A 13,965-nucleotide genomic window follows, 5' to 3' on the forward strand; every position below is an offset into this window, starting at 1 on the left:
AAGGCGGCTTACCGCCTACATTCAGCTAAAACGGCTCTCTGAAGGCCTCCCGCGGCGCTTTTCCTTACTGCTGCTCCGGTTCGACCGGCGTCGGCGCGACCTCCAGACACGCGCAGGCGTCGGTCTCCGGGTCGAAGCAGTCCGGACACTCCGGCTGTCGGTCGATGATCGTGTCGAGCCGCTCCGCGACCGTGTCGTCGATGACGGCCTCCAGCTCGCGCGCCTCGGCCTGGAAGTCCTCGACCGCGAGGACGTTCGCGAGGAAGCGCTCGATGATACAGTACGTCTGGAGGGCGTCTCTCGCCCGCACGATGCCGTCGTCCGTCAACCGGACGCCCTTGTACTTCTCGTGTTCGGCGAGCCCGCGCTCCTCGAGCTTGCCGATCATCTCGTTGGCGCTGGCCGGGCTGACGCCGAGCGCGTCGGCGATCGACCCGGTCGAGGCGGGGCCGTCTTCGGTCTCCTGTACGACGTATATCGTCTTGAGGTACTGATCTGCGGTGTTCACGGCTCTCCTCCGTCGGCGCTCGTCGGCGTCTCGTCTCTCCGGTTCATCGGCGCTCCATGACCTCCGTGACTTTCCGTACGCCCTCGGCCTCCTCGTCGCGGATCGTCGTCAGGGTCGCGAGCAGCTCCCCGCGGTCGATCGAGAACGCCGCCTCCGAGTCCTCGATCGCCTCGATGAGGTCGTCGTAGAACTTGTAGGCGGTCTCCTCGTTACACAGCTGGTCGTACAACACGCCGTCGAAGTCCTCCGGCCGCGTCCGGCCGTACCGGGCGTCGACCAGCGACTCGATCTCGCCGAACGGGACGCTGTCGACGCCGAGCCCCTCGATGAGCGCCTCCAGCCGTTCGCGGTGGTCGGCCGACTCCTCGGCCGCGTCCGCGAGCAACGTCTCGATCTCTTCGTCGAGTTCGGCGTCCAGCTGCCGGTAGTGACGGTGCGTTCGCGCTTCGACGACCTCCTCTAACACGATTCCGATCTGGAGCAGCCGCGCGAGTTGGTCGTCGGAGGCGACCCGCTGGCTCACGCTCACCGCGACCACCCGAGACGGCGCGATACGCGGGTTCGCATACCTCCGACTCGGGCGTCGTCGGTCTTAAACCGTTCCCCTCGCGGGCCGGTCGCTCCGCGGACGAGACGGGAAAAATCCGTTCGGCGGGCGGACGAACGGGCGGGCGCCGACCGTTACTGAAGGCGCTTCAAGACGAGTTCCTCGACGTCGTCGCGGAACTCGTCGACCGCGATCTCCTCTAAGACGGGCACGAAGAAGCCCTCGACGAGCATGTTCCGAGCCGTCCGCGAGTCGATCGAGCGGCTCTCGAGGTAGAACAGGTCTTCGGCGTCGACCTGTCCGACCGTCGCGGAGTGGGAGGCCTCGGTGTCGTGGTTGTGGATGATCAGCTTCGGGGACGCGTCCGCCTCGGCGTCGTCCGACAGCATCAGCGTGTTCTCGCGCTGGTAGCTGGAGGTGTTCCACGCGTCCTCGCCCACGTCCTGGACCCCCTCGTAGACGGAGCGGGCGACGTCGTCGAGTACGCCGCGCGTCACCAGGTCGGCGGTCGTCTGCTCCGCCTGGTGCCACACGCGGGCGTTGATGTCGAAGTGCTGGTCGTCGGTGCCGAAGAACGTCCCGACGATCTGGCTCTCGGAGCCGTCGCCGTCGAGTTCGGTCTCGATGTCGGAGCGGGTGAGCTTCGAGCCGAAGTTGCTCTCGATCCAGTCGACGGTCGCGTACGTGTCGGTCACGCCGCGCTTCAGCGAGTAGGTGTACGAGTCGTCGTCGAGGTTCTGTAGCGAGCCGAACTGGACGTTCGCGTTCTCGCCCGCGACGACCTCGACGAGGTTCGAGAAGTAGCGGTCGTCGCCTCCCGCCGAGGCGGCGGCCTCGCCGTCACCGGTCTCGATCGACTCGAGGATCGTCACCGACGACGACTCCTCGGCGACGACGAGCGTCTGGCTGAACAGCGAGCGGGAGTTCATCTCCGCGCGCACCGTCACGTCCTCGACGTCGACGCCCTCGGGGACGTAGACGAACGTCCCCGTGGTAAAGAGCGCGACCGAAAGCGCCGTGAGGTAGTTGTGTTCGGGATCGAGGACGGAGCCGAAGTTCGCCTCGATGACGTCGCCGTACTCGGCGAGCGCCTCGGTGAACGGGAGGACGACGGCCTCGTCGTCGCCCGCGGTCCGCTCGGTCTCGTCCGCCTGGTTCAGCGGGTCGACGAGCGCCTCGAAGTCGAGCGCCTCCAGGTCGGTCCAGCGGCGGCCCGGCGTCTGGATGACGTCGGGGAGTTCCGCGGTCTCCAAGGCCGCCAGCGCGTCCAGGCGGGTCTCCAAGAGCCACTCGGGCTCGTCGCGTTCGTCGGCGATGCGTCGTACCGTGTCCTCCGAGAGGCTCTCGATTTGCTTCGTGCTCATGTTATCCGAGCGAACCTTCCATCTCCAGCTCGACGAGCCGGTTCAGCTCGACGGCGTACTCGATCGGCAGCTCCTCCGTGATCGGCTCGATGAACCCCGAGACGATCATCTGTTTCGCGTCGTCGTCGTCGAGACCGCGCGACTGGAGGTAGAAGATGTCCTCGTCGCCGATCTTCCCGACGGTCGCCTCGTGGGCGACGTCGACCTTCGACTCGTTGATCTCCATGTACGGCATCGTGTCCGACGTCGACTCGTTGTCGAACATCAGCGCGTCGCACTCGACGGCCGTCGAGGAGTTCTCCGCGCCGTCCGCGATGTGGACGAGGCCGCGGTAGTTGGTGCGGCCGCCGTCCTTCGCGATCGACTTCGACTCGACGGTGGACTTGGTGTCCGGCGCGTTGTGGTACACCTTGGCGCCGGTGTCGATGTCCTGACCCTCGCCCGCGAAGGCGATGGTGATGTGGTTGTCGGAGGCGCCGCGGCCCTTCAGGATCGTCGACGGGTACAGCATCGTCGCCTTCGACCCCATCGACCCCGAGATCCACTCCATGCGTCCGCCCTTCTCTGCGATGGCGCGCTTGGTGTTCAGGTTGTACGTGTTCTTCGACCAGTTCTGTACGGTCGAGTACTGAACGTGGGCGTCCTCGCCGACGAACACTTCCACGCCGCCGGAGTGGAGATTAAAGGCCGAGTACTTCGGGGCGGAACAGCCCTCGATGTAGTGGACCTCGGAGCCCTCCTCGGCGATGATGAGCGTGTGCTCGAACTGGCCCATCCCCTCGGAGTTCATCCGGAAGTACGCCTGAATCGGCATCTCCACGGTGGTGTTCTCCGGGACGTAGACGAACGAGCCGCCGGACCAGATGGCGCCGTGAAGCGCCGCGAACTTGTTGTCGCTCGGGGGGACGCACTTCGTCATGAAGTGCTCGCGGACGATCTCCTCGTGCTCCCGGACGGCCTTGTCCATGTCACAGAAGATGACGCCCTTCTCCTCCCAGCGCTCCTGCATGTTCTGGTAGACGATCTCGGACTCGTACTGCGCGCCGACGCCCGAGAGCGCGTTCTTCTCGGCCTCCGGGATGCCCAGCTTGTCGAACGTGTCCTGGATCTCTTCCGGGAGGTCCTCCCAGCTGTCGGCGCCGCCGCGCTTGTCGATGTCCGGTCGGATGTACGGAACGATCTCGTTGATGTCGACCTCCGAGAGGTCCGGCTGGCCGGGCCAGTCGGTCGGCATCGGCATCTCCTGGAACTGCTCGAGCGCGCGCAGTCGCCGCTCCAGCATCCACTCCGGTTCGTCCTTGTCCTCCGAGATGACGCGGACCGTCTCCTCGGTGAGGCCCTTCTCGCTCTGGAAGGCGGACTTCTCCTCCTTCTTGAACTCGAAGCGAGCCTCGGTGTCTGTCTCCTTGAGGTCGTCCTGTTGTGAACTCATAGTGTTTTGTTACCGCTTTCCGTGTTTACGTGTGTCGCGTGCCCGCATTCGGTTACGCCGCCTCGAAGGCGTCCTCGCGGACCCAGTCGTACCCCTCGTCCTCCAGCTTCTCGGCGAGCTCCGCACCGCCGCTCTTGACGACCTCGCCGTCGAGCATGACGTGGACGTGGTCGGGCTCGACGTAGTCGAGGATGCGCTGGTAGTGAGTGATCTGGAGGATGCCCGTGCCCTGCTCGTCGCGGAGCGCGTTGATCCCCTTCGAAACGTCCTTCAGGCGGTCGATGTCGAGCCCGGAGTCGATCTCGTCGAGCACGGCGACGCTGGGCTCCAACATCGCGGCCTGGAGGACCTCGTTCTGCTTCTTCTCGCCGCCGGAGAAGCCGGCGTTGAGGTAGCGCTGCATGAACTTCTCGTCCATGTCGAGCAGCTCCATCTTCTCCGAGAGGATCTCCTGGAACTCGGCGACGCCGATCTCGCCGTCGTCCGCGGGCCCCTCCATCGGAGAGGTCTCGTACCCCTCGTCGTCCTCGTCGTCGGCCTCGGCCTCCTCTTCAGCCTCCTCCTCGTCCTCGAACAGCTCCTCGCGCTCGTCCGCCTTCGCGTTGAGCGCCTGCCGGAGGAAGTTCGTCATGGTGACGCCTTCGATCTCCGCGGGGTACTGGAAGCCGAGGAAGATGCCGAGCGCGGCGCGCTCGTTCGGCTCCAGCTCGAGCAGCTCCCAGTGATAGTCCTCGTCGTCCAGATCGGCGTCGACGTCGGCGACGTCCTCCTCGCTGAGGTGGAGCAGGATCTCGCCGTCGGTGACCTCGTAGGCGGGATGGCCGGCGATAACCTTCGCGAGCGTCGACTTCCCCGAGCCGTTGGGGCCCATCAGCGCGTGGATATCCCCGGACTCGACGGTCAGATCGACCCCCAGAAGGATTCGTTCGCCGCCCTCTTCCGCCACTCGTGCGTGAAGATCGTTGATTTCGAGAGTAGCCATGTGTATTCTCGTGCCTCGTACCTCGATAGTGGGTGTTGAGGGGGTTAATGGTTACGCATTTCCCCGTCAAAAATCGCAGATCGACCAAGAAATTTTCTTTCGATCGAAAACTGCTTTCGACGCGGCGCCTTTCGCCTCGCCGTCGGTCACATGAACGAGCCGAGCCCGGTCTGCTCCTGCCCGGTCTTGACCTCCTCCCACGACATCCCGAGCGCCTCGATGACCCGCTCTATCGGCCCTTTGAGGGTCTTGTCCAGCATCTTCTCCCAGTCGACCTCGAACTCGTCGGGCACCTGGTCGGCGTACTCGAAGCAGATCACGTCCGGGTCGCGCTTGAACTCCCCGTACAGGCGGTCCCGCTGCGGGTCGAGCCCCTCCTCGTCTTCCATCCGCGCCCAGAAGTCGGGGTGGACCTTCTCGATGTAGAGCCGCTTCGGCTTCGACCCGCTGCCGAAGTTGGTCCCCAGCATGAGGTTCGCGTACTTCGCCCCGCGCACCTGTGCGGTCGGCGTCTCGTAGGCGTCGAGCTTCTTCCCGATCCCGCCGGGGATCCCGATCTCGTCGAGGTCCATGTCGCCGTCGAGCACGCGCGCGATGACGTCCACGAGGTACTCCTTCACCTCCTCTAGGTCCTCGTCGATGTCGTCGCCCGTCACGATCGTCTCGATGACGTTCTGCTGGACCTCCTTCGTGATGCCGGCGATGTCCGAGCGCTTGTACTCGAAGCCGGTGATGTCGATGTCGTCGACGTCTTTCCCCTCCTTCCAGATGATGTGGCCCGCGTACCGCTTCTTCTTGCCCGCCTGGAAGAACCGCCGGTAGAGCTTCTCGAACTCGATCTGGAAGCGGTGCTCGTCGGCGTTGAGCTCGTCGCGCGCAAAGTCGTCGTACCGCTCGTTGATGTGGTCTGCTATCTCGAAGGAGGTCTCGATCGCCTCCTCCTTTGACATGTCAGAAAGAGATAACATAACCGAATCGGTATCACCATAAGCAACCTGATAATTAAGCTCTTCTGCGGCCTCCTCGGTAAAGTCGATGACCTCTCGACCGGTCGCCGTGACGGCTGCTGCGCCCTCTTTGTCGTATAAGCGGAACCGATCCCACCCCGTAACGCCGTACAGAGAGTTCATAATAACCTTGACAGCTCCCTGCTGGCGGTCGTACTGCTCGTACGGCTCGGTGCCGGGCTCGTGGTCGTTCCGGAGCGCCTTCTTCTCCTCGCGCTCGGAGAGGAGCTCGTCGACCATCTCGCGCATGATGCCGTCCGGCTCCTTTCGGAAGTGGGTCCCGTTGGGCGCGACGTACGTCTCGCCGTCGTGCTCCGCGGGGTCGACCTTCGTCTCCGGCCCGGCGTTGATCGTCACCATACACATCGGGTAGAGGCTCTTCAGGTCCTGGACCGTCACCATCTCCTTCACGCCGGTGATGGGGTCGAAGACGGCGCCGCCCTCGAACTCCTCCGACTCCTGTTGGCCCTTCGTGGGGAGCGCGAACTTCCCGAACGCCTTGTGGAGGACGTACATGTCGACGGTGTCGCCGGGCGTCGGAGCGTCCTCGATCTTACAGCCGACGAAGGTGCGCACCTCGTCCCAGAAGGCGATCACGTCCTGCTTCCGGTCGATCTCGACGCACAGCTCCACGTCGCGGATGCTGTACTCTAGGAGGCGCTCGGGGTCCTGCTCCCAGAGGTCACCGATGTCGCCGGTGTAGCGCTCCTTGCCGACGCCGAGCTCGCGCTCGCCGACCGCGTCGAGCCGGTACGACTCCAGCTCCGTGAACATCGTGCGCTTGTAGGCGTACAGCAGGTCGAAGACGACCCGGCCCTTCACGTCCGGGCCGCCCCAGCCCGAGCGCCACACCTCGCCGATCCGGGAGAGCCGGTCGACGTCGAGGTCGTATTCGCTCTCCTCGTCGAGCACCTCCAGCCGGTCGAGCACGTACGGCGCGTCGAAGTCCTCGAAGTTCCACCCCGTCAGGAGGTCGGGGTCCGTCTCGTCGATGTACTCGACGAACGCGTCGAGCATGGCGGCCTCCTCCTCGAAGGTGCGGACCCGGAAGTCGAGTTCCTCGCCGTCGCCGACGATCCCCTCGTAGTCGGGGAGGTCCTCGGGCGGCGGGATCTCGGCCTCGGGCGCGTCGTACAGCCAGACGACGTACTCGTCGTCGTAGGAGTCGTGGCTGGTGAGACAGATGATCGGCTCCTCGCCGTCCTCGGGGAAGCCGCGCCGGTCGTCCACCTCGATGTCGAAGGTGTTCACGCGCATCTCGGCGTCGACATCCGCGGGTTCGAGGTGCCCCTCGTGGACCTGGATCGTCCCCTCGCCGTCGTCGAGGCGCCGCTCCTCGACGCGGATCCCGCCGTTGAGGCCGTTGTCGATCAGAAAGCGGTTCGGGAAGAGGATGTCCGCCTCGAAGCTGGTCTCGAAGTCGTCGCGGATGTTCCCCACGTCGCGGGGCGTGCGCGTGACGATCCGGGTGAGCGGCTCGCCGCGGATGCTCTCGTACGGCTCGCCGTCCGGGTTCTCCTCGCGCGTCCCGATCACCACGTCGTACTCCTCGACGGGGTCGCGGTCGAGGTCGGCCGTGGGGACGTAGAAGTACGGCTCGACGCCCAGCACGCGGAGGTGTTCGACGACGTCGCGGTCGGCGTCGCCGTCGACGTGTTCGGCGTCGCCGTCGACGTTCTCGGCCGGTCGCCGGCCGAACACGTGGACGACCGGGTACTCGTCGCTGCCGTACCCCTCGACGGCGTAGTCGATCTGGGTGATCATCAGCTCGACGGTCCCGGTCGACTCCGGGAACTTCGCCTCGTCGACGTCGACCACGTCGCTGACGCGTCCCCGTCCGCTTCCGGCGACGACGGCCGCCTCCTGGGCGGCGAGGTCCTCTCGCTCGGTTTCCGTGCCGCCGTCGGCCCCGTCGCCCGCGTCCCCGCTCGACGAGAAGTCCGACAGCCCCGACTGAGTCATACCCGTGCTTCGGCGTCACCCAGCTAAAAAACTCGGCTTTCGGGTGCGGCGAGCTATCCCGCCACGGAAAGGCATTTAATGTGTGATGACTTACCACGGTTCATGTCTTCGGACCCACGTTCCGAATCCCAGGCGGCTCGCCCGGCCGATTCCGACGCGGTCGACGCCGAGGTGGAGGTGTACCAAGACGACGGGAACGTGGTGCTGTTCGACGCCACGAACCCGCTCGCGTGGGTCGAAGCGAGCCGAACGGTACGGCTCGCCGACGCGCTCTGACGGGGCTCCCGGCCCCAGCGCCGCGGTCGGCCGGCGCGGCTCGCCGCCTCGTTCGGCCCCGGAACCCCTTTGCCCCGGCGCGGCGTACGCCGGGGCGTGTTCAGCCTCGACGAGGACGACGAGGGCGAAATCTCCGTCGGCGAGAGTTCCGACGCCGAGCGGGAGATGACGCCCGACGTCCCGAAGGCGCCCTCGGTGAAGACGTTCGACGACGGGGGGGACTTCGAGGGCGCGAGCGACGTGGACCAGCGCACCCTCCGGGCGTTCGTCGTCGCCGTCATCTACGCCAACGCCGCCGTCCTCCTCGTCGCGCTCGGGCCGATGGTGTGGTACTTCGAGGGCTGGTCGCGGGTCGGGCCGGCCCTCTTCGTCGTCGGCCTGTTCGCCGGCGTCCGGACTTACCAGACGTACCGGTCGTGGAAGCGGTCGCGAGACGAGAAGCGCGACGCGGATCCGGAGCCAGACGCGAATCTTCGGAACGACACGGCTCCGGAGAGCGACGCGGACCCGGACGCCGCCCCCGAGGCGGCGCCCCCGGAAACGTAATGTCCGACGAGCGCCCCCTTCCGACCATGCAGACGGTCCACGACGGCGACGGCGAGACGTACCTCCTCGTGAAGCGCTCCGCCGAGTCCAGCCGCGTGCGGGACCCGGCTACCGGCGCGGAGCGGTACGTCGACAACGAGGAGCTCAGCGTCGTCGACGGCGAGTCGCCGCTCGCGACCGCCGCCTCCGGCGTGCCGGAACCGGTCCGCCGGACGCTCGGCGCGGTCCGCGACGACCGGTCGCTCGGTCTGCTCGCCGTGGTCGTCGACGAGGGACCGATCCCCGCGATCGACCTCCTCGACGCCGCCGACATGTGCGAGTCGGACCTCCACGGCGCGCTCTCCGAGTTCCGCGCGGCCGGACTGGTCGCGGAGGCCGAGGTCGCGGGGCGGCGCGGCTACGAGGCGACCCCGGTCGCGGCCGAGGCGATGGCGCTGTTGCGCGGCGAGGCGAACGGAGACGGGTGACCGCGCGGCCGACGACGACCGACCCCGCCGGCGTCGGCGTTCGACGCCGACAGAAAGCACTTGCCGGTCGTCCGAAAACGCTCGTCTATGGCGCTCCGACGGGACAGGCGCCTCGCCGCCGCCCTCCTCGCGGTCTGTTGCGGTCTCCTCGCCCCGCTCGCCTCGGAACGACTCCTGGCTCACCGTCTCGGACTGGCCGGTCCGCCGGTCATGTACGGGCTCCTCGCGCTCGCCGGGGTCGCCGCAGTTGCAGCTTTCCGATACTCCGCGGCGGATTCGTGGCGGTACCTACTCGTATACGCCGGGCTTAGCGTCGCCGGTGCCCTCGGTACGTTCGTCCATCTGTTCGAGCAGACGGGGGCGTGAGTGCCGCTCGCCGCCGGGCGGGGCGACCGGAAGCCGTCGATCGACGCGCCCGGGGGACGCCCCCTCAGGCGATACCGCAGTCAGTCGTCTGCGAGCGACGCGATGTCGAGCTCCGCCGCGTCCTCCCGGCGGACGGTCGAGCGGTTCGAGCGCGGGTCCTTCTCGACGGTGACCAGCTCGTCGGCCGCGCCGACCAGCTCGTCGTCGTGGCTCACGATGACGATCTGAGCCACGCCGAACCCGCGCATCTCCTCGACGAGCCGGACGAGCCGCGAGACGTGCCCGGAATCGAGGAAGACGGTCGGCTCGTCGAGGATGAGCGGCGGGGTCGGCGCCGCGCCTTCGATCCCCTCGGAGAGCAGCCGGTAGATCGCACAGCGCAGCGAGAGGTTGAACAGGGCGCGCTCGCCGCCGGAGAGCTGCTCGGGGTCGAGCGGCTCGCCGTCCTTCTGGTAGACGGTGAGGACGTACTCGCCGTCGAGCTCGATGTGCGAGTAGGCGTCGTTGCCGTAGACGAGCTCGAACGTCTCGTTGAGCGTGCGCTCCAACTCGGCCACGTTGCGCTGGCGAAGCTCCGCGCGCAGGTCGCCGTACATCGACTCCAGCTCGCTCGTCTCCTCGTGGAGCCCCTCCAGCGCTGCCACCCGGTCGCCGAGCGCCTCACGTTCCTCGCGGAGCTCCTCTAACTCCCGGATGTCGCCTTTCACCCCGCCGATCGCGTTCTGGATCTCCTCCCGCCGCTCGTCGAGGCGGTCGAGCTCCTCGGCGACCTGCTCGAGGTACTGCTCGGCCTCTTCCTTCCGCTCCCTCGCCGTCTCGACGGCCGCCTCGTCGACGGCGTCGGCCAGCTCGTCGCGGCGCTCGCGCTTGTCGGCGAGCCGGTCGCGCCGCTCGTCGTTCACCTCCTCGAGGTTCTCCCGCTTCTCGCGGCGGCGCTCGATCTCGTCTTCCGCGTCCGCGACCGCCGACAGGCGCTCCTCGACCGCCGTCACCGCCTCGCGGGCGTCGCCGATCTCCGACAGCGACGCCTCGAGCTCCTCGACGCGGGCCGCGGCCGCCGCTGCCTCCTCGCGCTTCTGCTCCGCGACCTCGCGGGTCTCTTCCGCCTCTTCGCGGAGCTCGGCGGCGCGCTCGCGCTTTGCCTCGGCCGCCTCTCGTTTCCGTTCCGCCTCGTCGCGCTTCTCCTCGACCCGCTCCTCGAGGGTCTCGACCCGGTCGTCGATCTCGTCGAGCCGGTCCGCGGCGCTCGCGAGCCCGTCCAGCTCCGCGATCCGGTCGTCGAGGTCGCCCTCGCGCTCGCGGGCGTCCTCCAGCTCCGCTTCGAGCGCTTCGACGCGCTCGCGGTCCGCCTCGATCCCGCTGGCGTGCGGCGAGTCCTCGACCGGCTGGCCGCACTCGGGACACTTCCCGGCCGCGAGCAGCTCCTCGGCCTCCTCGACGCGCCCGCGGGCGTTCTTCAGCTCGGCCGACAGCTCCGCGATCCGCTCGCGCACCTCGCCGCGCCGCTCCCGGAGCCGATCTAACTCGTCGGCGACCCCGTCGCGGTCGACGTCGGCGTCGGCCGCCGCGAACCGCTCGCGGATCTCTTCGGCTTCCTCGCGGAGCTCCTCGATCGAGGACTCGCGCTCGTCGGCCGCCTCGGCCGCCGCCTCGGCCTCGTCGGCGAGGTCGTCGGCCTCGGCCTCGACCTCGGCGGCGCGCTCGGCGCGGTCGTCCGCCTTCCCGGCGAGGTTCGTCGCCTGATTTCGGAGCCCCTCGGCCGTCACCCGCTCGTCGTCGAGCTCGTCGCGGACCGCCGCCTCCCGGTCGTCGAGCTCCGCGCGGCGCTCGGCGATCGCCGCCTCGCTCGCCGCGTCGAGGCCGGCGTCGTCGAGCCGGTCGTCGATCGCGGCCTCGATCTCCTCGATCCGCTCGCGGGCCTCGCGGATCGCGTCGCGGTGGTCGTCGCGCTCCCGCTCGGCCTCCCGGATCGCGGCCTCGATCTCCTCGACCTCGCTCTCGACCGACTCCAGTTTCTCGCGCTTCTCGGCGTGGGTCTCGAGCGTCTCGGCGGCCGCGTCGCGCGTCTCCTTCGCCTGCTCGCGCTGGGTCTCGTACCGGCCGATCTCGTCGGTGACCTCACCGAGCTCGCTCTCCAGTTCGTTGAGCCGCCCGTGGAGGTCCCGGTCCTCCTTCGCGGCGATCTGCTCGTCGAGCTGGTCGAGCCGGCCGCGCCGGTTCTCCAGCACGTCCTCGACGCCGAGCCGGGCGTCGCCGGCGCGCTCGCGGTACTCCTCCAGTTTTCCCAACTGGAGCAGGTCGTCGATCGTGTCCTGTCGCTCCCGCGGGGTGGCGTTGATCAGCTTGTTCACCTCGCCCTGCCGGACGTACGCGCAGTTGACGAACGCCTCGGCGTCCATCCGCAGCAGCTCGGTGACGAACTCGCGGACCGCTCGGGCCCCGTCGCGTGTCACGTCGCTCCCGTCGGTCGCTTCGAGCGTACACCGGTGGTCGATCCGGCCGTCGTACGACTTGAGTCGCCGCTCGACCCGGTAGGAGACGCCGTCGTGGGTGAACCACAGCTCGACCTCCGTCTCCTCCTCGCCGTTCGTGATGACGTCTTCGAGGGTGCCGTCGAGCGCCTTCGACCCGTACAGCGCGAAGAAGCACGCTTCTAAGAGCGACGACTTCCCGCTGCCGTTGAGCCCGTGGATCACCGTGACCCCCTCCGTGAGCCGGAGGTCGGCGTCGCCGTACGGCTTGAAGTTCGCGAGGCGGACGCGGTCGAACTTCACAGGTAGTCCTCCATGGAGACCTGGCCGTCGGTCGACGCCGGATCGGAGTCCGTCGCCTCCGCGGGGTCGGACTCAGCGTCCGACTCGTCGGCGTTCGACTGGTCGTCGCCGCCGTCGTTCTCCTCGGAGTCGCCGGGACCCGAATCGACCGGCTCGAACGCGTCGAGGTCCGCCTCCTCGTCGAGCCGCTCCTCGACCCTGCGTTTCACCGTCTCGCGGACGTTGGCGTCGGGGACCGTGTCCTCGCGGACCGCGCGCTCCACGTCGCGCGCGGCCGTCGAGAGCGCCATCTCGTCGAGCCGGTCGCGGACCGCGTCCTCCGGGTCGGCGAAGCTCACGTCCACCTCGCCGTCGGCGTCGGTCTCGCGCCGGTCCGTGACGCGCGCGATGAGCGCGCCCTCGTCGGTGGCGAACTCCTCGACGGCCGCCGGCGTCACCGGGTCGCCCTCGCCGGTGATTTCGACGTGGACGACCGCCTCCGCGAGGTCGTACTCGCGAACGCGCTCGCGGACTCGGGACTCGCCTTCCCCCTCGCGCAGTTCGACCGAGACGAAGACGAACGGGCGCGTGTCGAGCGCGCGGCGCCGGATCTCGACGCGGTCGTCGCCCCCGGCCGCGTCGGCGTCGAAGACGACGAGGTTGTAGCCGCGGCCCTCGCGCTCGCTCGCGCTCGCGCGCTCGGTCGAGCCCGGGTACGTGACCCACGTGTCGGCGACCTCGGCGGTGTCGGGCGTGTGGTTGTCGCCGAGGAGCATGGCGTCGAAGTTGACGTCGCTCTCGGTCAGGACGGTCTCGGTGTCCCAGTCGGCGTAGCCGAACGGCTCGAAGAGCCCGTGCGCGACGAGCGCCGCGTACTCTGCGTCGTGGTCGGCGAACGCGTAGTCGAGGTCGTCGCGCCGCGAGACGGGGACGTGGTCGAGCCCGTAGAAGGCGGCCTCGCCCACGACGACCGGCTCGTCGCCGAGCCGGGTCGCGAGCCCGAGTCGCTCGAAGAGATCGAGCCACTGTCCGCCTCGGGTCGACTCGTGGTTGCCGACGACCGCGAGGAAGGGGATTCCGGCGTCGTCGAGCCGGCGGAGGACGGAGATGGTCCCCATCAGGTCCCGCAGTTCGGGCCGGCGGTCGTGGAAGAGGTCGCCCGCGTGGACGACGGCGTCGACGCCGTCGTCGACCGCGTCGTCGACCACGGCCTCGAACGCGTCGAGGAAGTCCTGGCGCCTGACCGGCGAGTGGTACTGCGAGTACCCGATGTGGGTGTCGCCGGTGTGGATCACCCGTGTCATCTGGTCGGGTCTTGGCCGGTGTCCGGCTTAGGGATTCCGGGGCCGGAGCGGAAGTGGTCGCGGTCGTCGTCGCGGTCGACGCGGTCGCCGCGTTCCTCTCCGCCACCCGCCGCGGCGCGGCGAAACTCCCGATACGCGGCGAGCGCGTCGCGCCCGCGCTCGGCGGCGGCCTCGTCGTCCGCGCGGTCCGCCGCGTCGACCGCGTCCGCCAGCCGGTCGAGGCCGACGGCGTCGACGAATCCGGCCGCCCGACGCAGGTCGGTTCGCGCGGCGTCCGCCTCGTCGATCACGGCGACGTACGGGCGCCTCGCGGTGTCGGTGCGAGTCGCGAGCGCGGCCAGCGCGCGCTTGACGGCGGTAGTCGAGACCACGGGCTGACTGGCGCGGCATCGGTGATAAACCGTCGCGGGCGGTCCTCCCCGCGGGGACGGTCGGCCGCCCGAGACGATCG

At 68.3% G+C, this 13,965-nt stretch carries 13 protein-coding genes; 4 read left to right on the plus strand and 9 right to left on the minus strand.

Translation table 11 applies throughout. From position 1 onward, the window contains the following. Window positions 1–64 precede the first annotated feature (64 nt). From BM286_RS05800 to BM286_RS05825, 6 genes are all read right to left on the minus strand, one after another. Entirely contained in the window at window positions 65–508 is a 444-nt protein-coding gene (locus tag BM286_RS05800) for a metal-dependent transcriptional regulator (RefSeq protein WP_092920643.1), read from the minus strand. 43 nt (window positions 509–551) lie between these two features. Beyond that, window positions 552–1,037, minus strand: a complete 486-nt coding sequence (locus tag BM286_RS05805; RefSeq protein ID WP_092921311.1) for a rubrerythrin — start codon at window positions 1,035–1,037, stop codon at window positions 552–554. A 152-nt stretch (window positions 1,038–1,189) separates the two neighbouring features. Then, on the minus strand, window positions 1,190–2,419 hold the full coding sequence (gene sufD, locus BM286_RS05810; RefSeq protein WP_092920644.1) for a Fe-S cluster assembly protein SufD: 1,230 nt from the start codon (window positions 2,417–2,419) through the stop codon (window positions 1,190–1,192). Between the two features lies 1 nt (window position 2,420). Beyond that, window positions 2,421–3,851 (minus strand): Fe-S cluster assembly protein SufB, encoded by a 1,431-nt coding sequence (gene sufB, locus BM286_RS05815; protein WP_092920645.1) that lies wholly within the window; start codon window positions 3,849–3,851, stop codon window positions 2,421–2,423. 52 nt (window positions 3,852–3,903) lie between these two features. Then, window positions 3,904–4,833, minus strand: coding sequence for an ABC transporter ATP-binding protein (locus BM286_RS05820; protein WP_092920646.1), 930 nt, complete (start codon window positions 4,831–4,833; stop codon window positions 3,904–3,906). Window positions 4,834–4,979: 146 nt separating this feature from the next. Beyond that, on the minus strand, window positions 4,980–7,802 hold the full coding sequence (locus BM286_RS05825) for a DNA-directed DNA polymerase (RefSeq protein ID WP_092920647.1): 2,823 nt from the start codon (window positions 7,800–7,802) through the stop codon (window positions 4,980–4,982). A gap of 102 nt (window positions 7,803–7,904) precedes the next feature. On the opposite strand from BM286_RS05825, the gene BM286_RS15505 reads away from it, so the two are divergent. The 4 genes from BM286_RS15505 (at window position 7,905) to BM286_RS05840 (ending at window position 9,457) form a co-directional block, all read left to right on the plus strand. After that, window positions 7,905–8,078, plus strand: a complete 174-nt coding sequence (locus tag BM286_RS15505) for a DUF7331 family protein (RefSeq protein ID WP_167603334.1) — start codon at window positions 7,905–7,907, stop codon at window positions 8,076–8,078. Between the two features lie 96 nt (window positions 8,079–8,174). Beyond that, window positions 8,175–8,624 (plus strand): DUF7322 domain-containing protein, encoded by a 450-nt coding sequence (locus BM286_RS05830; RefSeq protein ID WP_092920648.1) that lies wholly within the window; start codon window positions 8,175–8,177, stop codon window positions 8,622–8,624. A gap of 26 nt (window positions 8,625–8,650) precedes the next feature. Continuing rightward, window positions 8,651–9,091, plus strand: a complete 441-nt coding sequence (locus BM286_RS05835; protein ID WP_092920649.1) for a DUF7346 family protein — start codon at window positions 8,651–8,653, stop codon at window positions 9,089–9,091. Window positions 9,092–9,178: 87 nt separating this feature from the next. After that, window positions 9,179–9,457, plus strand: a complete 279-nt coding sequence (locus BM286_RS05840; RefSeq protein ID WP_092920650.1) for a hypothetical protein — start codon at window positions 9,179–9,181, stop codon at window positions 9,455–9,457. 80 nt (window positions 9,458–9,537) lie between these two features. On the opposite strand, the gene rad50 is transcribed toward BM286_RS05840, so the two are convergent. From rad50 to BM286_RS05855, 3 genes are read right to left on the minus strand one after another with little or no spacing between them, the layout of a single operon-like run. Continuing rightward, a complete protein-coding gene (rad50, locus tag BM286_RS05845) occupies window positions 9,538–12,231 on the minus strand; it encodes a DNA double-strand break repair ATPase Rad50 (protein ID WP_092920651.1) in 2,694 nt (897 codons plus the stop codon). Continuing rightward, entirely contained in the window at window positions 12,228–13,514 is a 1,287-nt protein-coding gene (gene mre11 / locus BM286_RS05850) for a DNA double-strand break repair protein Mre11 (RefSeq protein ID WP_092920652.1), read from the minus strand. Before mre11 ends, rad50 begins: the two co-directional genes overlap by 4 nt. After that, the gene (locus tag BM286_RS05855; RefSeq protein WP_092920653.1) at window positions 13,511–13,885 is read right to left on the minus strand and encodes a hypothetical protein; all 375 of its coding nucleotides are present in this window, start codon (window positions 13,883–13,885) and stop codon (window positions 13,511–13,513) included. The genes mre11 and BM286_RS05855 overlap by 4 nt, the downstream gene beginning before the upstream one ends. Window positions 13,886–13,965 lie beyond the last annotated feature (80 nt).

The organism is Halorubrum sodomense, from assembly GCF_900111935.1.
GTDB classification, from domain to species: domain Archaea; phylum Halobacteriota; class Halobacteria; order Halobacteriales; family Haloferacaceae; genus Halorubrum; species Halorubrum sodomense.